Genomic DNA, 19,590 nt, shown 5'->3' on the forward strand with positions numbered 1-19,590 from the left:
GAGGTTGTCCTACCCGGAAAAATCGGAAACAAGAGGGCGCAATCGACCAAGGACCGTCTCAAGGGCTGAGATCAGATGAGCACCGAAGAACTCCCTCCTCGCGAATCCATGGAATTCGACGTCGTCATCGTCGGCGCCGGCCCCTCGGGCCTGTCGGCTGCGATCCGGCTGAAGCAGCTCAACGCCGATCTCAACGTCGTCGTGGTGGAGAAGGGCTCCGAGGTCGGCGCGCACATTCTCTCCGGCGCCGTGATCGACCCGGCCGGGCTCGACAAGCTCGTTCCGGACTGGCGCGAGGATTCCGACTGCCCGCTGAAAACCCAGGTGAAGGACGACCGCTTCTACTGGATGACGGCCGGCGGCGCGATCAAGCTGCCGAACTTCATGATGCCGCCGCTGATGGACAATCATCATTGCTACATCGGCTCGCTCGGCAATGTCTGCCGCTGGCTGGCGCGCAAGGCCGAGGCGCTCGGCGTCGAAATCTATCCGGGCTTTGCGGCGGCCGAAGTGCTCTATGACGAGGAGGCCAAGGTTAAGGGCATCGCCACCGGCGACATGGGCATCGGCCGGGACGGCAAGCCGAAGGACTCCTTCACCCGCGGCATGGAATTGCTCGGCAAGTACACGCTGTTCGCCGAAGGCGCGCGCGGCAGCCTGACCAAGCAGCTCATCAACAAATTCGCACTCGACGCCAAGGCCGAACCGCCCAAGTTCGGCATCGGGCTCAAGGAGGTCTGGCAGATCGATCCCGCCAAGCACCAGAAGGGCTTGATCCAGCATTCCTTCGGCTGGCCGCTCGATATGAAGACCGGCGGTGGCTCATTCCTCTATCATTACGACGACAATCTCGTCGCCGTCGGCTTCGTCGTACATTTGAATTACGACGATCCCTATCTGTCCCCATTCGACGAATTCCAGCGCTTCAAGACCCATCCCTCGATCCGCGGCACTTTCGAAGGCGCCAAGCGGCTCGCTTACGGGGCGCGCGCCATCACCGAGGGCGGCTACCAGTCGGTGCCGAAGCTGAGCTTCCCCGGCGGCGCGCTGATCGGCTGCGCGGCCGGTTTCGTCAACGTGCCGCGCATCAAGGGTGTGCACAATGCGATGGGCACCGGCATGCTCGCCGCCGAGCACGTCGCTGCGGCGATCGCCGCCGAGCGCGCCAATGACGAGCTCGTGGAATACGAGAACGCCTGGCGTTCCTCGTCGGTCGGCAAGGATTTGTTCCTGGTCCGCAACGTCAAGCCGCTGTGGTCGAAGTTCGGCACCGTGCTCGGCGTCGCGCTGGGCGGCTTCGACATGTGGTGCAACACGCTGTTCGGGGCCTCGCTGTTCGGCACGCAATCGCATCTCAAGCATGACCGCGCCACGCTCGATCCGGCCAAGCAGCATGCACCGAAGAACTATCCGAAGCCGGATGGCAAGATCACCTTCGACAAGCTGTCCTCGGTGTTCTTGTCCAACACCAATCACGAGGAGGACCAGCCGGTCCATCTCAAGGTCGCTGACATGAACCTCCAGAAGACCTCGGAGCACGACGTGTTCGCCGGTCCCTCGAGCCGCTATTGCCCGGCCGGCGTCTATGAGTGGATTGAGGAGGGGTCTGGCCCGCGTTTCCAGATCAATGCCCAGAATTGCGTCCACTGCAAAACCTGCGACGTGAAGGACCCCAACGGCAACATTACCTGGGTTCCCCCGGAAGGCGGTGGCGGCCCGAATTACGAGGCAATGTAAGCCGGGATCACGTATCCAGGCCCGATGTGGCCGGGGTTACGCCACCCCGGCAATGTGACGCACGTTCGCGTGAGACCGGGGGCCGCCGGAGCGGCTGGCGGCCACGATAAGGCCATAGTAGCGGCGTCTTGGGGCGCTGTTGGCGGATTCACTTGGCCGCGTTGGGACGTGCGGCGGGGATCGCCGGTCCGAATCCTTGCGGCGAGGCGCCAAAAGCGGCATTGTCTGGCCTGACGGTTCCGGGTCCCGATGCCACCGGCCGCGTTCGCATGCGATACGGCCTCTGCTGCAAACCCAGGCACTACCAACTCAAGGCGAGCCCTGATGTTTTCAAATCGTTTCAACCGCTGGACTGCTGCCGCCATCGCCTTCATGGGCACCGCGATCATGGCGGTCCCCGGCGCGGTCCTGGCGCAGACGCCGGATCACCCGGAGAACACGGCGGCGCAGTTTCCGACCCGGAACGATCTGAAGTCGCTCACCGGCGCCGGCAGCTATCTCGCCGCCCGCCACGCCAGCGTCGAGCGCGACGCGACCTCGGCCGCGGCGTTCTACCGCTCGGCCCTGCGCACCGATCCGAAGAACAACGAACTGCTCGACCGTGCCTTCATCTCCTCGGTCGCCGACGGCGACATCGACGAGGCGGTCAAACTCGCCGAGCGCATCCTCACCATCGACAAGACCAACCGCGTCGCGCGGCTCGTCGTCGGCGTTCACGATCTCAAGCTGAAGAAGTACGCGGCGGCGCAAACCAACATCAACCAGTCGATCCGAGGTCCGATCACTGATCTCGTCGCCACGCTGTTGTCGGGCTGGGCCGCCTATGGTGCGGGCGATGCCAAGGGCGGTGTCGCCACCATCGACAAGCTGGCCGGTCCGGAATGGTATCCGCTGTTCAAGGATCTGCACGCCGGCATGATCCTCGAGCTCTCCGGCAAGGAGAAGGACGCCGGCACCCGCTTCGAGCGCGCCTACAAGCTCGACGATTCCATGCTGCGCATCACCGAGGCCTATGCGCGCTGGCTGTCGCGCAACAAGGATTCCGCCGCGGCGACTACCGTCTACCAGGCTTTCGACAAGAAGCTCGCCCGTCATCCGCTGATCTTGGAAGGCCTGCGCGAGACCAAGGCGGGCAAGAAGATGCCGCCGCTCGTCGATTCCGCGCAAGCCGGCGCCGCCGAAGCGCTCTACGGCATCGGCGCCACGCTGACCCGCCGCGGCGGCGAGGATCTGGCGCTGGTCTATCTCCAGCTCTCGCTCTACCTCCAGCCCAGCCATCCGCTGGCGCTGCTCTCGCTCGCCGACCTCTATGAATCGGTGAAGCGGCCGCAGATGGCGATCAAGGTCTATGAGCGCGTGCCCTCGTCCTCGCCGCTCAAGCGCAACGCGCAGATCCAGCTCGCCATCGACCTTGATTCCGCCGACCGCACCGACGAGGCGATCAAGATCCTCAAGGGCGTCACGTCGGAGGATTCCAAGGACCTCGAAGCCATCATGGCGCTCGGCAATATCGAGCGTGGCCGCAAGCGGTTCGGCGACTGCGGCGCGACCTATTCGCAAGGGATCGAGGTGCTGCCGCCCGGCAACGACAAGGCCAACAGCGTCTGGTATTACTATCGCGGCATCTGCGAGGAGCGCTCCAAGCAGTGGGCCAAGGCCGAAGCCGACATGAAGAAGGCGCTAGAGCTCCAGCCCGACCAGCCGCACGTCCTCAACTATCTCGGCTATTCCTGGATTGACCAGGGCGTGAATCTCGACGAAGGCATGAAGATGATCAAGCGCGCCGTCGAGCAGCGTCCCGACGACGGCTATATCGTGGACTCCCTCGGCTGGGCCTATTACCGCATCGGCAATTACGAGGAGGCGGTGAAGAACCTCGAACGCGCGATCGATCTCAAGCCCGAGGATCCCACCATCAACGATCACCTCGGCGACGCCTACTGGCGCGTCGGCCGCACGCTGGAAGCAAAATTCCAGTGGTCGCATGCGCGCGATCTCAAGCCCGAGCCGGAAGAACTGCCGAAGATCGAGGCCAAGATCGCCAACGGTCTGCCGGACGACAATTCGAACTCTTCGGCGGCGCAGGCCGAGAAGAAGAAGGACGACGGCAAGGGCGGCTGAGCTGAGCGCGTGATCCGGAAATCGTGTAGCGCTTTTTCGGCAAGATCATGTGAAGGAAAGACGTAGGTTCTGGGGGCGTGTCGCCGATGTCGGCGTTGATTGAACTGGGGCGGGCGAAGGTCAATCTGAGCCTTCGCGTCGTCGGCCGTCGTGCCGACGGCTATCATGATCTCGAAAGCGTGGTTGCGTTTGCCGACTGCGCCGACCGGCTGACGCTGGAGCCCGGCGGCGAGTTGAAGCTCACAACCACCGGACCGCTGGCCACAGCCTGCGGCGATAACGCCGACAATCTCGTGCTCAAGGCCGCCAAGCTTCTGGCTGAGGCCGTACCGGGCCTGAAGCTGGGCGCCTTCGTGCTCGACAAGGTGCTCCCCGTCGCGGCCGGCATCGGCGGTGGCTCGGCGGATGCCGCGGCGGCGCTTCGGCTCTTGGCCCGTCTCAACGATTTGTCGCTCGATGATCCCCGTCTCCAGAACGTCGCGCTCGCAACTGGCGCCGACGTGCCGGTGTGCCTGCTCTCGCGGGCCTGCGACATGACCGGAGTCGGCGAGCAACTGCTGCCGCTCGCGCTGCCGAACATGCCCTGCGTCATGGTCAATCCGCGGGTGCCGGTCGCGACCAAGGACGTGTTCCAGGCGCTGGGCCTGCGCAATGGCGAGCTCCTGGTCGGCGTCACCGACGTCATCCGCGCTCCGGCCTGGCCGGAGGAGGGGGCCTCGATCGCTGACTGGGTCGACGTTCTCGAAACTGTCCCCAACGACCTCGAAGCGCCCGCAATGCGCATCGAGCCGGTGATCGGCAAGGTCCTGCAAGCCTTGCGTGCCTCTGCCGGCGTCAAGCTCGCCCGCATGTCCGGCTCCGGCGCGACGTGCTTTGCGATCTACGGCGCGCCCACCGACGCCCATGCCGCCGCCGAAAGGATCCGGCGCGATCATCCCGGCTGGTGGGTGCATGCGGGGACGTTGAGCTAGTATTTCCGCGGAGACGCTGCGCAGCCCGGATGAGCGATGCGATCCGGGATTCTTTCTTGCCGCGCCCTGCATGTCGTTGCGCTCATGAAGGCTACGTTGTGAGCTAATCCGCACTTTGCTTGTCGAGCCCGAGAAACCGCCGGATCTTAGCCAGCACCTCTTGCGGCTTGTCATGCTGCAGCCAGTGTCCCGCCCCGGCGATGGTCTCGACGCGCGCGTTCTGGAAATACCTCTCCAGGCCCGCTGCCTTTGCGCCGGCCAGAAAACTTTCGCCGGCATTGAGCAGCAGCGTCGGGCAGGCGATGCGCGCCCAGAGTTCGACGTGGTCGTCTGGCCAGAGCCGGTGCGGCGCACTGGCGCGCTGGTAGGGATCGAACTTCCAGCTATAGGTGCCGTCCTCGTTCTGCCGCGCGCCATGGGTGGCGAGATGCAGCGCGAGGTCGCGGGACAGCCGCTTGTTGTGAAGCATCATCTGCGCGGCTGCGGCCTCGAGCGTCGAATAGCGGCGCGGCGTGCGGTCGTGCAGCTTGTCGAGCTGCGCCACCCATTTGCCGATGCGCTCATGCACCGGCGGCTTCGGCGTGTCCGGCAACATGGTCACGCCGTCAAGGACGACGAGCTTGGAGACCAGCTCGGGGAATGAGCCCGAAAAGATCAGACTGACCATGCCGCCCATCGAATGGCCGATGAGCGTCACCTGCGGCGCAGCAATGATGCGGACAAGCTGGGCAAGATCGTAGACATATTCCGTCAGCGCGTAGCTGCCGCCTCGGGTCCAATCGGAATCGCCGTGTCCGCGCAGGTCGGGTGCGAGCACGTGGAAATGCGGCTGCAGCGATCGAGCGATGACGTCCCAGCTCCGGCAATGATCGCGGCCGCCGTGAACCAGGACGGCGGTGGGCGCGTTTTCGTTGCCCCAATCGGCAAAATGTAGCCGGAGGCCGTGCGATTCATAGAACCGGCTTTGCGGGGCGCTAGCCATTTGCCGGCCGCCGGGCCAGCGCGAGCGACAGGCCGAGGCCGGCGATGAAGACGCCCGAGCCCTGCGTGAGGCGCCGCATCAGATGCGGCCGTCCGATCAGCTGCTTGCGCGTCGCTGCTGCCATCAGCACCACCACCGCATCGGCGAGCGTGTTCAGCGTCACCGAGATTGCGCCGAGGAGGACGAATTGCAGCGCGGGGTTCGATCCCGCGGGATCGAGGAACTGCGGAATGAAGGTGAGGAAGAACGCGGCGGTCTTCGGGTTCAGCGCCTCCACCAGCACGCCGTCGCGAAAGGCGCGATTGTCGCCGATGGGCTCGCTCTCGAGAGACGGTGCCCGGCCGGCGCTGCGAAAAGTCTTGATACCGAGCCAGACCAGATAGAGCGCGCCGATAAATTTCACTGCGGCGAACAGTTCGGCGCTGGCCAGGATGATCGCGGAGATGCCGAGGCTGCCCGCCACCACATGAACCAGTCCGCCCAGCGCCGTGCCCGCAGTCGATGCGAAACCGCTGACGCGTCCCTCCGATAATGTCCGTGCCGCGACATAGAAGATGCCGGGGCCGGGAACGGCGGCAATGAGACAAGCTGCCACCAGGAACAGCCAGAAATTCGTCGTGATCATTGTGTTTTGGTAGCGAAGCCTGACGCGATTGCAAGGCCCCTCGTTTAGCCCATCCGGCGGAAGATCACGCTGGCATTGACCCCGCCAAATCCGAAGCCGTTCGAGATGGCGCTCTGGATCGGCATCGGCCGCGCTGCGCCGGCGACGATGTCGATGCCGTCAGCGCCAGGATCCGGGTTTTCGAGATTAAGCGTCGGCGGCGCGATCTGGTCGCGTAAAGCCAGCACGGTGAAGATCGCCTCCAACCCGCCGGCGGCGCCGAGCAGATGGCCGGTGGCCGATTTGGTCGCGCTCACGGCAATGCCGCGGTCACGGCCGAACAGCGCGGCGATGGCGCCAAGCTCGCTCTCGTCGCCGGCGGGCGTCGATGTCGCATGGGCGTTGAGGTGCTGCACATCCGAGGGCGCAAGGTTCGCCTGCCGAAGCGCGATCTCCATGGCGCGGCGGGCGCCATCACCGTCGGGCGGCCCTGAGGTCATGTGATAGGCATCCGCCGTCGTGCCATAGCCGACGATCTCCGCGATCGGCGCCGCGCCGCGCGCCAGCGCATGCTCCAGTTCCTCGATCACTAGGATGCCGGCGCCTTCGCCCATCACAAAACCGTCGCGGTCGCGATCGAACGGGCGCGAGGCGCGTGCAGGCTCATCGTTGAAGCCGCTCGACAGCGCACGTGCCGCAGCAAAGCCACCGAGGCTGACGATATCGATACAGGCCTCCGCACCGCCGCAGATTGCGACGTCGATCTCGTCGGCGCGAATCATGCGCGCGGCATCGCCGATCGCCTGGACCCCGGCCGCGCAGGCGGTGACGGGCGTGCCCAGCGGTCCCTTGTAGCCGTATCTGATCGAGACGTGGCCAGCGGCGAGATTGGCGAGGAACGAGGGGATCGTGAAGGGCGAGAGCCGGCGCGCGCCGCGCTGCTCCGTGATGCGCACCGCCTCTGCGATCGCCGGAAAGCCGCCGACGCCGGAAGCGATGATCGTCGCAGTCCGCGCCAGCGCCGCGGCGTCCTGCGGCATCCATTTGGCTTGCGACACTGCTTCTGCGGTGGCGAGCAGCGCGAACAGGATGAAGCGGTCCATCTTGCGCTGGTCTTTTGGCGCAGCCGCCTGTGCGGGATCGAAGCCGGCTTCGGCGTCATCGCCCTTGTCGGGCACGAGTCCGGCGATGTGCGCCGGCAGTACCTGCGCCCATTCGGGCAGAGGGCGCAGCCCGCTTTGACTGGCCAGCAGCCGGCGCCAAGACCGCTCGACACCGCAGCCAAGCGGCGACACCGCGCCCATTCCCGTCACGACGATACGACGCATGTCAGTCTCCAGACGGCGCGACGGCCGGGTTCATGGCCTTGAGTGAAGCGAGTCGTTTGCGCATCCCGCGGCTGGCGCGTGGACCTGCGATGACGACTGCATTGGTGAGCGTGATCGGACGCAGGTCGGCGGCATCGACGACGACAGGATCGAACGGGCGGATCTCGTCGCGGCTCGCCAGCCGGATGGCTTCGCCCTCTGGAGCGAGATGCTTGTTGCCCCAGGCGAGCAGCGCCACGATCACGGGAAAGAAATCCCGCGCCTTGTCCGTCAGCGCATATTCGTAGCGCGGCGGCCGCTCATGATAGCGGCGGCGAACAAACATGCCGTTCTCGGTGAGATGGGCGAGCCGCCGCGACAGGATGTTCGGCGCGATCCCGAGGCTTTGCGAAAACTCGTCGAATTTCGTCGCGCCCTGAAAGGCATCGCGCAGGATCAAAATGCTCCACCATTCGCCAACCGTCTGCACGGCGCGGCCGACAGGGCATTCCAGGATGGAGGAAGATTTGGGCTGCATGGCAGGAAGGTAAGTGAGTGACTTGCAAAAAGCAAGTGACTGGAGCGGGCAGCAGCAGGCGCGAGCAGCGTAAGTGATATGATGGTTCGGTGGGGGAGACAGCGCGTCTGGTAGGAATGTGCGGTGGGCACTTGCCGGACCGCGCTCGTGCTTCGGACGCAGCGCAGCGCCTCTTGGCGGTGCGCTGCGGAGCCGGGACCCATCTAGCTGCGCGTGCCGCGTGAGTCCCGGCTCTGCGCGGCGCCGCGAAGAGCGTTGCAGCGCGTCCGGGACACGGGAGGGAGTGCGATGCTGCCTAACGCTCCGTCATTGGGAGCGGAGCGAAGCAATCCAGATCGCCACCGCGGAAGGATTTCGGATTGCTTCGCTGAGTTCGCAATGACGAGTGGAAAGCGCGTCAGGCTGTCACGCTTAATGTGATCGCGCCAGACAGAACGCCACGACCTGTTCCAGCGCGCTCTTCATCGGCGAGGACGGGAACAGTGCCAGCGCGTCCACGGCCATGGCGCCGTAGTGCTGGGCGCGGCTCAGCGTGTCCTCCAGCGCGCGGTGCTTGTTCATCAGGCCGATGGCGTGGTCGAGATCGGAATCGCCGATGTCGCCGCGCTCCAGTGCCCGAATCCAGAAGGCGCGCTCGGTGTCGTTGCCGCGGCGGAAGGCGAGCACCACCGGCAGCGTGATCTTGCCTTCGCGGAAATCGTCGCCGGTGTTCTTGCCGAGCTTGGCGCTCTTGCCGCCATAGTCGAGCACGTCGTCGACGAGCTGGAAGGCGATGCCGAGATTCATGCCGACCGAGCGGCAGGCGGTCTGCTCCGCCTTCGGGCGGTTGGCGATCACGGGGCCGACCTCGCAGGCGGCGGCGAACAGCTCGGCCGTCTTGCCGCGGATCACGGCGAGATATTCGTCCTCGGTGGTCGCGGTGTTCTTGGCCGCGGCGAGCTGCATCACCTCGCCCTCGGCGATGGTCGCGGCGGCCGCAGAGAGGATGTCCAGCGCGCGCAGCGAGCCGACCTCGACCATCATGCGGAAGGCTTGGCCGAGCAGGAAGTCGCCGACCAGCACGCTCGCCTCGTTGCCCCAGAGCATGCGCGCCGACAGCTTGCCTCGGCGCATCTCGCTTTCGTCGACGACGTCGTCGTGGAGCAGGGTCGCGGTATGCATGAACTCGACGGAGGCGGCGAGCTTGATGTGGCCGTCGCCGGTGTAGCCGGCGAGGTTGGCCATGGCGAGCGTCAGCATCGGCCGCAGGCGTTTTCCCCCGGAGGAGATCAAATGATTGGCGACCTCCGGGATCATGGTCACATCCGAACCGGTCCGCGACAGAATCGTGGCGTTGACGCGCTCCATGTCACCGGCGACAAGGGCAACCAGCTCTTCGATCGACGCGCCGGGAGTTTCGAAAGGTACGATGACGGCCACGCCGGTCTCCAATATTTGCCCCGGAAGGGCTATTCTGATGGAAAGACAATAGAAACTGGTGGCGGATGCGGCAAGTGCCGCGGAACCATTGACATTTGCCGCTTCCCTCTTTTTCAGGCAGGAGACCTGCGTTTGCGTGAACTGGTTCGGACCAACGACATGGTGCTGGTGTCAGCGATCGGCGCGCTGCTCGACGGTGCCAATATCCATCATCTGGTGCTTGACCAGAACATGAGCATCATCGAGGGCTCGCTCGGCATTTTGCCGCGGCGGATCCTGGTCCATGAGGATGACGCCCTCGAGGCCCGCCAGCTTCTCACCGCGGCCGGGCTCAGCCACGAATTGCGCGGCGATGATTGAGGCCGCAGCTGATATCACCGAGGACACCTTTCTCGGCGGGCAGTTGCGCCTGAAGCAGAAGCGATCCGGCCATCGCGCCGGACACGACGCCATCCTGCTTGCGGCGGCGACCGCGGCCAAGGCGGGCGATCGCGTGATCGATCTCGGCGCCGGCATCGGTACGGCGGGCCTCGCGCTTGCCAGGCGCGTGGCTGGATTGCGGCTCGGCCTGGTCGAGATCGATCCGGTGCTGGCAGAGCTTGCGCGGTCCAATGCGGCGGCGAATGGAATTGCCGCCGAGACGATCGTGCTCGACGTCACTGCCGATGCACAGGCGTTTGCGGCAAATGGGCTCGTGCCCGACAGCGTCGACGTGGTGCTGATGAACCCGCCTTTCAACGATCCGGTTCGGCATCGCGGCTCGCCGGACCAGGCGCGTCACACCGCCCATGTCGCGAGGGACGAGACACTGAATGCATGGGTGTATGCGGCGCGGCGCATCCTCCGATCGAACGGCGTGCTGACGTTGATCTGGCGTGCAGATGGGATCGCCGACGTCCTGGCAGCGCTGTCACGGGGCTTCGGCAGTCTCTCGATCCTGCCGGTTCACGGCGAGGCGGGACGGCCCGCGATCCGGGTGCTGGTGCGCGCGGTGAAAGGCGGCCGGGCGCCGGCGCGAGTGCTGCCGGGGCTCATGCTCAACGACGAGTCGGGCGTGCCTGAAAAAGAGGTGAAGGAGATTCTGGAGGGGAGGGCGGTCTTGCCGCTGGCGGAGCCGTGATTGCTTATTGCGGAAGCGATTCCGACTGCTGTTCCTGCGGCGTCGTCAGGCGGATCGCCATGAACAGCGCACCGATCAGCAGCATCAGCAAATAGATTTTCATGGCGTTCTCCGCTGCCTCATTGCAGCCTCCCAACGGGAAATCTGCAAAACACGTTCCAGGCACTTCCAATGACAGTCGCGTGATAAAAAATGGTTAAACAGAGGTAACGGCATGGCCGAACATTTGAACGATCGTGAGAGTTCCGGCCTGGCCGACAAGCTCATGCAATATCTGCCGGCGCGTTTCCGGCCCGGCACGCCAATTGTGCCCGTGGTGCGGCTGTCCGGCGTGATCGGCGCAGTGACGCCGCTGCGCCCCGGCATGACGCTCGCGGGCGTAGCGCGCGTGCTGGAGCGGGCGTTTTCACATCGCAACGCCAAGGCGGTGGCCTTGGTGATCAATTCGCCTGGCGGCTCGCCGGTGCAGTCGCGCCAGATCTACCTGCGCATCAAGCAGCTCGCGGCGGAGAAGAAGCTGCCCGTGCTGGTCTTCGTCGAGGACGTCGCCGCCTCAGGCGGCTACATGATCGCCTGTGCCGGCGATGAGATCATCTGCGATCCCTCTTCGATCCTCGGTTCGATCGGCGTGGTCGGTGGCAGTTTTGGTTTCCAGGAGGCTATCAAGCGGCTCGGCGTCGAGCGGCGCCTCTACACCGCCGGGGCCCATAAGGCGATGCTCGATCCGTTCCTCCCGGAAAATCCTGATGACGTGGCGAAGCTGAAGGCGATCCAGCGTGAGATCCACCAGATCTTCATTGCCCTGGTAAAGGACAGCCGCGGCGGACGCCTGAGGGGCACCGACGACACCCTGTTCACGGGCGAATATTGGGCGGGCGAGAGCGCGGTCGCGCTAGGGCTCGCCGACAGCATCGGCGATCTCCGCTCAACTCTTCGTGCCCGCTACGGCGAGAAGGTTCTCACCCCTGTGATCGCGCAGCCGACCGGTCTGTTGTCCGGTCTTCTGGGCCGGAAATCGCCCGGGGCGGGTCAGCTTTCGGCGCTGGAAACAATGGCCGGTCTGCCTGATGAGCTGATCTCGGCGGTCGAGACGCGGGCGATTTGGGCGAAATTCGGGTTCTAGGGCTCGCACTCCCGCGCCATTTGGCCCCTCTGCCCTCCGATTGCGGCGCAGGTCCATCTGCGCAACAATGCGCGTGGGGGCTGAGCACTAGACAAGGATCGACCGATGCCGCCGTTCGTCGCTTTCGCGGGCGTGCTGGGCGGGCTTGCCGTGGTCCGCTGGGCCTACAAGACCGCTGTCCGGATCAACCAGGAGCTGGAGGAGATGCGCTTGTCGCGCGTCACCGAAGCCGCCCATATGGGGGACATCCAGACGCTGAAGCGTGACCCCGTGACCGGAGCTTACCGCCCGGGGTAGTTGCGCCATTCGTCATGCCCGGGCTTCTCCCGGGCATCCACGTTCTTCGTGCCGCGCCAAACATTCGTGGATGGCAGGGACAGCTCGGCTATGACGGAGAACTGGGCTGCTTTCCCGCCCCCTTCGCCTTGATTCCCATCCCCGCCGCCGATACGGTCCCGCGCGATTCAAAACCCCCCCGCGAGAGCCTGATCTGACGATGGACGCCTCCTTGCCCGCCCATATGCGCCCGGAACGCTCGTTCCAGGGCTTCATCCTCGCGCTCCAGCGGTTCTGGGCCGAGCAGGGCTGCGTGATCCTGCAGCCCTACGACATGGAGATGGGCGCGGGCACCTTTCATCCGGCGACCACCCTGCGCGCGCTCGGGCCAAAGCCGTGGAACGCGGCCTATGTGCAGCCCTCGCGCCGGCCCAAGGACGGTCGCTACGGCGAGAACCCGAACCGGATGCAGCACTACTACCAGTTCCAGGTGATCATGAAGCCGTCGCCGCCGAACCTTCAGGAGCTGTACCTGAAGTCGCTCGCCGCGATCGGCATCGATTCCGCCGTGCACGACATCCGCTTCGTCGAGGACGATTGGGAGAGCCCGACGCTGGGCGCCTGGGGCCTCGGGTGGGAATGCTGGTGCGACGGTATGGAAGTCAGCCAGTTCACCTATTTCCAGCAGGTCGCGGGCTTCGAATGCGCGCCGGTGGCGGGCGAGCTCACCTACGGGCTCGAGCGCCTCGCGATGTATGTGCAGGGCGTCGATCGCGTCTACGACCTCAACTTCAACGGCCGCGATGGCGACGCCAGGGTCACCTATGGCGACGTCTTCCTGCAAGCCGAGCAGGAATATTCGCGGCACAACTTTGAACATGCCGACACCGCGATGCTGTTCGAGCAGTTCAGGATGGCCGAAGCGGCCTGCAGGAAATATCTCGACGCCGGCTGGCGCGAAGGCGACAACAGCAGGCAGCATCTGATGGCGCTGCCGGCCTATGACCAGTGCATCAGGGCGAGCCACGTCTTCAATCTGCTCGATGCGCGCGGCGTGATCTCCGTGACCGAGCGGCAGAGCTACATTCTGCGCGTGCGCGAGCTGGCCAAGGCCTGTGGCGAAGCCTGGATCCATACTGAAGCGGGCGGAGCGGCCTGATGCCCGATCTTTTGCTTGAACTGTTCTCGGAAGAAATCCCCGCGCGCATGCAGGCCAAGGCGGCCGACGATCTGCGCCGCATGGTCACCGACAGGCTGGTCGCCGAAGGCCTCGTCTACGAGGGCGCAAGGGCTTTCGCGACGCCGCGCCGCCTCGCGCTCACCGTGCACGGCATCCCTGCGCGCCAGCCTGACCTCAAGACCGAACGCCGCGGACCGAAGATCGGCGCACCCGATGCGGCCGTGCAGGGCTTTCTGAAAGCGACCGGTTTGAATTCGCTCGACGAAGCCAAAATCCAACGGGATCCGAAGGGCGACTTCTATATTGCGCTGATCGAGAAGCCCGGCAGCGCCGCGATCGACGTGCTCGCGGAAATCCTGCCGGTGATCATCCGCACCTTCCCCTGGCCGAAAGCGATGCGCTGGGGCGCGCGCTCCGGCAAACCCGGATCGCTGAACTGGGTGCGTCCGCTGCACGCAATCACCGCGACTTTCGGGCTCGAGACGGAACAGCCCGACGTCGTGAAGTTCTCGGTGGACGGCATCGAGGCCGGCCAAACCACTTACGGCCATCGCTTCCTCGCACCTGCGGCGATTTCCGTGCGTCGTTTCGAGGACTACGAGGCTAAACTTCTCGCCGCAAAAGTCGTGCTCGACCCTGAGCGCCGCAAGGATGCGATCCTCACCGACGCCAAGCAGCTCGCCTTCGCGCAAGGGTTCGAGCTCGTCGAGGACCAGAACCTGCTCGACGAGGTCGCCGGCCTCGTCGAATGGCCGGTCGTGCTGATGGGCTCGTTCGAGCCGGAATTCTTGACGACGCCCGCGGAAGTCATCCGCGCCACGATCCGCAACAACCAGAAGTGCTTCGTGGTGCGCGATCCCAAGACGGGCGAGCTCGCCAATAAGTTCATCCTCGTTGCCAACATCGAGGCGACCGACGGCGGCAAGACCATCATCGCCGGCAACGAGCGGGTCATCCGCGCGCGGCTCAGTGATGCGAAGTTCTTCTATGAAACGGATCTGAAGACCAAGCTCGAGGAGCGGCTGCCGAAATTCGAGCAGATCGTGTTCCACGAGAAGCTCGGCACGCAGGCCGCGCGAATCAAGCGCATCGAGCGCCTGGCGGCCGAGATCGCGCCGCTGGTCGGCGCCGACGTTGGCAAGGCAACGCGCGCCGCGCATCTGGCCAAGGCGGATCTGCTGACCGAAGTCGTCGGCGAATTCCCCGAGGTGCAGGGATTGATGGGCAAGTATTATGCGTTGGCGCAGGGCGAGGACGCTTCGGTCGCGGCCGCCTGCGAGGAGCACTACAAGCCGCAAGGACCTGCCGATCGCGTACCGTCCGATCCGGTCAGCGTTGCTGTGGCGCTCGCCGATAAGCTCGATACGCTCGTTGGCTTTTGGGCCATCGACGAGAAGCCGACGGGGAGCAAGGATCCGTATGCGCTGCGGAGAGCTGCCCTCGGGGTGATCCGGTTGATTGCCGAGAACGCGCTGCGTTTGTCGGTCATGAAGGTGGCGGCGTCCGCACTCGCCGGTTTGTCGGTTAAGCCGGCCGATGCGCAAAAGCTTCCGATAGACCTGCTCGCCTTCTTCGCCGACCGCCTCAAGGTCCAGCTCCGCGAGCAGGGCGCGCGTCACGATCTCGTCGATGCCGTGTTCGCGCTCGGCGGCCAGGACGATCTTCTGATGATCGTGCGCCGAGTCGAGGCGCTGGGCAGGTTTCTCGACACTGACGACGGCAAGAACCTGCTGGCCGGCACCAAGCGCGCCAGCAACATCCTCTCGATCGAGGAGAAGAAGGACAAGCGTACGTTCGACGGCGCGCCGGATGCTGCGCTCTACAGCCTCGATGAAGAGAAGGCGCTGGCGAAAGCGATCGGCGAGGTCAAGGCGGAAGCGAGCGCCGCCGTCGCCAAGGAAGACTTTGCCGCGGCCATGAGCACTCTGGCGAAATTGCGTCCGCCTGTGGATTCGTTCTTCGACAAGGTTCGCGTCAATGACGACGATGCGAAGGTGCGCGAGAATCGGTTGAAGCTGCTGAACGAGATTCGCAGCGCCACACGGGCGGTGGCGGATTTCTCGAAGATTCAGGATTGAGGCTCGTGCCCGGACGCTGCGCAGCGCGCCGCCCTTCGCGGAGTGATGCGCTGCAGAGCCGGCCCCATGTCGCCGCGCGCTTGGGGCTTCCGGGTCCGGGTCGCGCTTCGCTTGCTCGGGACACGAGCGCAACAGGAGCCCGCAAAAAAGTGCCCCGCCCGGCGGGGGGAGGACCGGGCGGGGCCTGATGTCCGATTTAACACTGCTCGCGCCAGCCTGATGTGGCGCGCCGGACATCTAGTCGATCTCAGGTAGTCGATCTCAGTCTCAGTCCAGCACCTCGACGATGCGACGCGAGCGCGGTTCGACCAGCACGGTCTCGCCGTTCACGACGGTGTAGCGATAGGTGGTGGCGCCGAAACGCTGCGGCACGTCATAATACGTGACGCCGCTCTCGGGTAAGGTGGCGCCCACCACCACGCGATCCGGGATGCGGAAGGGCGGCACACGTTGTTCGACGACATAGTCGCGGAAGGCCGGCCGCTGGTCGACGGCAATGCTGGGGGCACTGTCGACCACGGTAGGCGCGCGTCCCACCGTGACATCGCTTTGCGCCTGTGCCGCAAGGGGCGAGCCGATCGCAACGCCCAGCGCTGCAAGGGCAAGAATCCTGTTCCGCATGGGCAACTCCTTCGATGTGATGTTTGGCAAGCGCCAGCGGCGCAACCGGTGGCCAATGCATGCGACTTCGCAATGTTCCGGGAAAAGGCCTGCCGTATCCGCGGCAATTTCGGGCAGTTTTCGAGAAGCCGGGAACTCGCATTGGCTTTCCGCGTCTCTACTCGCGGAACCGGGGCCGCTATGATCCGCCCGCGATTCGTCCACCTCCACAGAAAGATAATTCATGCACATCACCGTCGCCCACATTTCGCCGATCCTGTCGTTGATTGCGGGCGTGCTCATCCTGATCATGCCGCGACTCCTGAATCTTATCGTCGCGATCTTTCTCATCGTGAATGGCGCGATCGGGCTTGGGCTCCTGAAGTGGCTCCGCTTCTAGGCGTTCACTTTTCGGAACTCTCCGACTTGCGCGGGCCCGCCCAAAGTGGTGTAAGGCCCGCGATTTCCCATTCCTCTCGCAGGTTGTGTGCAAGCTATGGCCAAAGCCGCCTCGAAGCCCAAGAAAATGCCAGCGAAAATCCCAGCGAAATCAAAGTCCTCCACTGCCGCAAAGGCCGCGCCGCGGGCCCGCAAGGCGCTGGCCAAGAGCACGCCGAAGCCGGTCGCCAAGCCCGTTGCAAAGCCCGCTGCCAAGCCGGCGGCAAAGGCTGTGACCAAGGCGGCTCTGCCGAAGGTCGCTGCAAAGCCCGCACCCAAGAAGGCTACCTCCGCCAAGGCGGCGCCAGCAGCGGCCAAGGCCGGCAAATGGGTGTTCACATTCGGTGACGGCAAGGCCGAAGGCCGCTCGGAAATGCGTGACCTGCTCGGCGGCAAGGGCGCCAACCTTGCCGAGATGGCCAATCTGGGCCTGCCGGTACCTCCGGGCTTCACCATCCCGACCTCGGTCTGCACCTACTTCTACGCACACGACAAGACCTATCCGAAGGAACTGCAGTCGCAGGTTGAGAAGGCGCTGGAGCATGTCGGCAAGTTGACCGGCAAGGTGTTCGGCGACACCAAGAACCCGCTGCTCGTCTCCGTGCGTTCCGGCGCGCGCGCCTCGATGCCGGGCATGATGGACACCGTGCTCAATCTCGGCCTCAACGACCAGACCGTGGAAGCGCTGGCCGAGTTGTCGGGTGACCGCCGCTTTGCCTATGACAGCTATCGCCGCTTCATCACCATGTATTCGGACGTGGTGCTCGGCTTCGAGCATCATCATTTCGAGGAAATCCTCGACACCTTCAAGGACAGCCAGGGTTACACGCTCGATACCGATCTGTCCGCGGACGACTGGGTCGAGCTGGTCGGCAAGTACAAGGACGCGGTCGCGCGCGAGACTGGCAAGGAATTCCCGCAGGATCCGCACGACCAGCTCTGGGGCGCGATCGGTGCGGTGTTTTCCTCCTGGATGAACGCGCGCGCGGTGACCTACCGCAAGCTGCACGACATTCCGGAATCCTGGGGCACCGCGGTCAACGTGCAGGCCATGGTGTTCGGCAACATGGGCGATACCTCCGCGACCGGCGTTGCCTTCACGCGCAATCCCTCGACCGGCGAAAGCAAGCTCTACGGCGAATTCCTGATCAACGCGCAAGGCGAGGACGTGGTGGCGGGTATCCGCACGCCGCAGGACATCACCGAGGAGGCGCGGAAGGAATCGGGCTCCGACAGGGCGTCGATGGAATCGGCGATGCCGGAGGCCTTCAAGGAGCTGACGCGGATCTACACGCTGCTCGAGAAGCACTACCGCGACATGCAGGACATGGAGTTCACGGTCGAGCAGGGCAAGCTCTGGATGCTCCAGACCCGCAGCGGCAAGCGCACTGCGAAAGCGGCGCTGCGCATCGCGGTCGAGCTGGCCAATGAAGGCCTGATTTCGAAAAAGGAAGCGGTGACCCGGATCGATCCAGCCTCGCTCGATCAGCTGTTGCATCCGACCATCGATCCCAACGCCAAGCGCGACGTGATCGCGACCGGCCTGCCGGCCTCGCCGGGAGCAGCCTCCGGCGAGATCGTGTTCTCCTCGGACGAGGCGGCCAAGCTCCAGGCCGATGGACGCAAGGTGATCCTGGTCCGGATCGAGACCAGCCCGGAAGACATCCACGGCATGCACGCCGCCGAAGGCATCTTGACCACGCGCGGCGGCATGACCTCGCACGCGGCGGTGGTCGCGCGCGGCATGGGCAAGCCCTGCGTCTCCGGCTGCGGCACCATCCGCGTCGATTACGGCCGCGGTACCATGAGCATCGGCTCGCGCACCTTCAAGACCGGCGACGTCATCACCATTGATGGTTCGCTCGGCCAGGTGCTCGCCGGCCGCATGCCGATGATCGAGCCGGAGCTGTCCGGCGAGTTCGGCACGTTGATGAACTGGGCCGACCAGGTCCGCAAGATCGGCGTGCGCGTCAATGCCGATACGCCCGAGGATGCCCGCACCGCGATCAAGTTCGGCGCCGAGGGCATCGGCCTGTGCCGCACCGAGCACATGTTCTTCGAGGAGACGCGCATCCGCACGGTGCGCGAAATGATCCTCTCCGAAGACGAGCAGGCACGCCGTGCCGCGCTCGCCAAGCTGCTGCCGATGCAGCGCGCCGACTTCGTCGAGCTGTTCGAGATCATGAAGGGTCTTCCCGTCACGGTCCGCCTGCTTGATCCGCCGCTGCACGAGTTCCTGCCGCACACCCATGCCGAGGTCGAGGAAGTGGCGCGCGCCATGAACACTGATCCGCGGCGCCTGGCCGACCGCGCCCGCGAGCTCTCGGAGTTCAATCCGATGCTCGGCTTCCGCGGCTGCCGCATCGCGATCGCCTATCCTGAAATCGCCGAGATGCAGGCGCGCGCAATCTTCGAGGCCGCGGTCGAGGCGCAGAAGCGCACCGGCAAGGCCGTCGGTCTCGAGGTGATGGTCCCGCTGATTGCGACAAAGGCCGAGCTCGACCTCGTCAAGGCGCGGATCGATGCGACTGCGCAGGCGGTGATGCGCGAGACCAATACGAAGATCGCCTATCAAGTCGGCACCATGATCGAGCTGCCGCGCGCCTGTCTGCTCGCGGCCGAGATCGCGGAAAGCGCCGAGTTCTTCTCGTTCGGCACCAACGATCTCACGCAGACGACGTACGGCATCAGCCGCGACGACGCGGCGAGCTTCCTCGGTCCCTACGTGGCGAAGGGCATCCTCTCGGTCGATCCGTTCATCGCGCTTGATCAAGAGGGCGTCGGTGAGCTCGTCAAGATCGGCGTCGCGCGCGGCCGCAAGACGCGGGCCTCGCTCAAGGTCGGCATCTGCGGCGAGCACGGCGGCGATCCCGCCTCCGTCGCCTTCTGCCACACGATCGGCCTCGACTACGTCTCCTGCTCGCCCTACCGCGTGCCGATCGCCCGCCTGGCTGCGGCGCAAGCCGCGCTCGGCAAGGCAATCGCGAGCCAGGCGTAAGCAGCATCGATATGCTGGAATGAAAGAGGCGGGGGCCCCAACCCCGCCTCTTTGCGTGATGCTGTATCCCTACCGTCATTGCGAGCGCAGCGAAGCAA

General features: G+C 64.9%; 17 protein-coding genes. 11 read left to right on the top strand and 6 right to left on the bottom strand.

Annotation, left to right across the window (positions count from 1 at the left end; all coding sequences use genetic code 11):
• Positions 1-75: 75 nt before the first annotated feature.
• The 3 genes from IVA96_RS14990 to IVA96_RS15000 all read left to right on the top strand — a co-directional run bounded on the left by IVA96_RS14990 (position 76) and on the right by IVA96_RS15000 (position 4,829).
• Complete coding sequence (locus IVA96_RS14990) at positions 76-1,737, top strand: electron transfer flavoprotein-ubiquinone oxidoreductase (protein WP_247279656.1); 1,662 nt, start codon at positions 76-78, stop codon at positions 1,735-1,737.
• A gap of 324 nt (positions 1,738-2,061) precedes the next feature.
• Positions 2,062-3,858: a tetratricopeptide repeat protein gene (locus IVA96_RS14995; protein WP_247279657.1), complete on the top strand. Its 1,797-nt coding sequence runs from the start codon at positions 2,062-2,064 to the stop codon at positions 3,856-3,858.
• An 86-nt stretch (positions 3,859-3,944) separates the two neighbouring features.
• Positions 3,945-4,829 (top strand): 4-(cytidine 5'-diphospho)-2-C-methyl-D-erythritol kinase, encoded by an 885-nt coding sequence (locus tag IVA96_RS15000; protein ID WP_247279658.1) that lies wholly within the window; start codon positions 3,945-3,947, stop codon positions 4,827-4,829.
• A gap of 103 nt (positions 4,830-4,932) precedes the next feature.
• On the opposite strand, the gene IVA96_RS15005 is transcribed toward IVA96_RS15000, so the two are convergent.
• The 5 genes from IVA96_RS15005 to IVA96_RS15025 form a co-directional block, all read right to left on the bottom strand.
• Positions 4,933-5,811: an alpha/beta hydrolase gene (locus tag IVA96_RS15005; RefSeq protein WP_247418023.1), complete on the bottom strand. Its 879-nt coding sequence runs from the start codon at positions 5,809-5,811 to the stop codon at positions 4,933-4,935.
• Positions 5,804-6,436: a LysE family translocator gene (locus IVA96_RS15010; protein WP_247279660.1), complete on the bottom strand. Its 633-nt coding sequence runs from the start codon at positions 6,434-6,436 to the stop codon at positions 5,804-5,806. The genes IVA96_RS15005 and IVA96_RS15010 overlap by 8 nt, the downstream gene beginning before the upstream one ends.
• Positions 6,437-6,480: 44 nt before the next feature.
• Complete coding sequence (gene fabF / locus IVA96_RS15015; protein ID WP_247279661.1) at positions 6,481-7,743, bottom strand: beta-ketoacyl-ACP synthase II; 1,263 nt, start codon at positions 7,741-7,743, stop codon at positions 6,481-6,483.
• A gap of 1 nt (position 7,744) precedes the next feature.
• Positions 7,745-8,260 (bottom strand): helix-turn-helix domain-containing protein, encoded by a 516-nt coding sequence (locus tag IVA96_RS15020; protein WP_247279662.1) that lies wholly within the window; start codon positions 8,258-8,260, stop codon positions 7,745-7,747.
• A gap of 411 nt (positions 8,261-8,671) precedes the next feature.
• Positions 8,672-9,679 carry a polyprenyl synthetase family protein gene (locus IVA96_RS15025; RefSeq protein WP_247279663.1) on the bottom strand — a complete coding sequence of 336 codons (1,008 nt, stop codon included), beginning with the start codon at positions 9,677-9,679 and terminating at the stop codon, positions 8,672-8,674.
• A 132-nt stretch (positions 9,680-9,811) separates the two neighbouring features.
• Between IVA96_RS15025 and IVA96_RS15030 the strand changes: the two genes are divergently transcribed.
• The 6 genes from IVA96_RS15030 to glyS all read left to right on the top strand — a co-directional run bounded on the left by IVA96_RS15030 (position 9,812) and on the right by glyS (position 15,456).
• On the top strand, positions 9,812-10,039 hold the full coding sequence (locus IVA96_RS15030; RefSeq protein WP_247279664.1) for a DUF2007 domain-containing protein: 228 nt from the start codon (positions 9,812-9,814) through the stop codon (positions 10,037-10,039).
• Positions 10,032-10,799 (top strand): methyltransferase, encoded by a 768-nt coding sequence (locus IVA96_RS15035; protein ID WP_247279665.1) that lies wholly within the window; start codon positions 10,032-10,034, stop codon positions 10,797-10,799. Before IVA96_RS15030 ends, IVA96_RS15035 begins: the two co-directional genes overlap by 8 nt.
• A 214-nt stretch (positions 10,800-11,013) precedes the next feature.
• The gene (locus tag IVA96_RS15040) at positions 11,014-11,922 is read left to right on the top strand and encodes a S49 family peptidase (RefSeq protein WP_247279666.1); all 909 of its coding nucleotides are present in this window, start codon (positions 11,014-11,016) and stop codon (positions 11,920-11,922) included.
• 105 nt (positions 11,923-12,027) lie between these two features.
• Positions 12,028-12,219, top strand: a complete 192-nt coding sequence (locus IVA96_RS15045; RefSeq protein WP_247279667.1) for a hypothetical protein — start codon at positions 12,028-12,030, stop codon at positions 12,217-12,219.
• Positions 12,220-12,418: 199 nt separating this feature from the next.
• Positions 12,419-13,357, top strand: coding sequence for a glycine--tRNA ligase subunit alpha (locus IVA96_RS15050; protein WP_247279668.1), 939 nt, complete (start codon positions 12,419-12,421; stop codon positions 13,355-13,357).
• Positions 13,357-15,456, top strand: a complete 2,100-nt coding sequence (gene glyS / locus IVA96_RS15055; RefSeq protein WP_247279669.1) for a glycine--tRNA ligase subunit beta — start codon at positions 13,357-13,359, stop codon at positions 15,454-15,456. Before IVA96_RS15050 ends, glyS begins: the two co-directional genes overlap by 1 nt.
• A 267-nt stretch (positions 15,457-15,723) precedes the next feature.
• On the opposite strand, the gene IVA96_RS15060 is transcribed toward glyS, so the two are convergent.
• On the bottom strand, positions 15,724-16,077 hold the full coding sequence (locus tag IVA96_RS15060) for a DUF1236 domain-containing protein (RefSeq protein WP_247279670.1): 354 nt from the start codon (positions 16,075-16,077) through the stop codon (positions 15,724-15,726).
• A gap of 223 nt (positions 16,078-16,300) precedes the next feature.
• On the opposite strand from IVA96_RS15060, the gene IVA96_RS15065 reads away from it, so the two are divergent.
• Both IVA96_RS15065 and ppdK read left to right on the top strand, forming a co-directional pair.
• Positions 16,301-16,456, top strand: a complete 156-nt coding sequence (locus IVA96_RS15065; RefSeq protein WP_008562090.1) for a DUF3096 domain-containing protein — start codon at positions 16,301-16,303, stop codon at positions 16,454-16,456.
• Positions 16,457-16,552: 96 nt separating this feature from the next.
• On the top strand, positions 16,553-19,492 hold the full coding sequence (ppdK, locus tag IVA96_RS15070; RefSeq protein ID WP_247279671.1) for a pyruvate, phosphate dikinase: 2,940 nt from the start codon (positions 16,553-16,555) through the stop codon (positions 19,490-19,492).
• Positions 19,493-19,590: the final 98 nt, after the last annotated feature.

It is taken from the genome of Bradyrhizobium sp. 159, assembly GCF_023073795.1.
In the GTDB taxonomy this organism is placed as follows: Bacteria; Pseudomonadota; Alphaproteobacteria; order Rhizobiales; family Xanthobacteraceae; genus Bradyrhizobium.

What these genes read in the sequence shown, in the direction of transcription:
- fabF (WP_247279661.1), bottom strand. Translation starts at nt 7,743, where the DNA reads ATGCGTCGTATCGTCGTGACGGGAATGGGCGCGGTGTCGCCGCTTGGC.
- ppdK (WP_247279671.1), top strand. Translation starts at nt 16,553, where the DNA reads ATGGCCAAAGCCGCCTCGAAGCCCAAGAAAATGCCAGCGAAAATCCCA.
- IVA96_RS15010 (WP_247279660.1), bottom strand. Translation starts at nt 6,436, where the DNA reads ATGATCACGACGAATTTCTGGCTGTTCCTGGTGGCAGCTTGTCTCATT.
- IVA96_RS15040 (WP_247279666.1), top strand. Translation starts at nt 11,014, where the DNA reads ATGGCCGAACATTTGAACGATCGTGAGAGTTCCGGCCTGGCCGACAAG.
- glyS (WP_247279669.1), top strand. Translation starts at nt 13,357, where the DNA reads ATGCCCGATCTTTTGCTTGAACTGTTCTCGGAAGAAATCCCCGCGCGC.
- IVA96_RS15000 (WP_247279658.1), top strand. Translation starts at nt 3,945, where the DNA reads ATGTCGGCGTTGATTGAACTGGGGCGGGCGAAGGTCAATCTGAGCCTT.
- IVA96_RS15045 (WP_247279667.1), top strand. Translation starts at nt 12,028, where the DNA reads ATGCCGCCGTTCGTCGCTTTCGCGGGCGTGCTGGGCGGGCTTGCCGTG.
- IVA96_RS15020 (WP_247279662.1), bottom strand. Translation starts at nt 8,260, where the DNA reads ATGCAGCCCAAATCTTCCTCCATCCTGGAATGCCCTGTCGGCCGCGCC.
- IVA96_RS15050 (WP_247279668.1), top strand. Translation starts at nt 12,419, where the DNA reads ATGGACGCCTCCTTGCCCGCCCATATGCGCCCGGAACGCTCGTTCCAG.
- IVA96_RS15065 (WP_008562090.1), top strand. Translation starts at nt 16,301, where the DNA reads ATGCACATCACCGTCGCCCACATTTCGCCGATCCTGTCGTTGATTGCG.
- IVA96_RS14995 (WP_247279657.1), top strand. Translation starts at nt 2,062, where the DNA reads ATGTTTTCAAATCGTTTCAACCGCTGGACTGCTGCCGCCATCGCCTTC.
- IVA96_RS15035 (WP_247279665.1), top strand. Translation starts at nt 10,032, where the DNA reads ATGATTGAGGCCGCAGCTGATATCACCGAGGACACCTTTCTCGGCGGG.
- IVA96_RS14990 (WP_247279656.1), top strand. Translation starts at nt 76, where the DNA reads ATGAGCACCGAAGAACTCCCTCCTCGCGAATCCATGGAATTCGACGTC.
- IVA96_RS15005 (WP_247418023.1), bottom strand. Translation starts at nt 5,811, where the DNA reads ATGGCTAGCGCCCCGCAAAGCCGGTTCTATGAATCGCACGGCCTCCGG.
- IVA96_RS15060 (WP_247279670.1), bottom strand. Translation starts at nt 16,077, where the DNA reads ATGCGGAACAGGATTCTTGCCCTTGCAGCGCTGGGCGTTGCGATCGGC.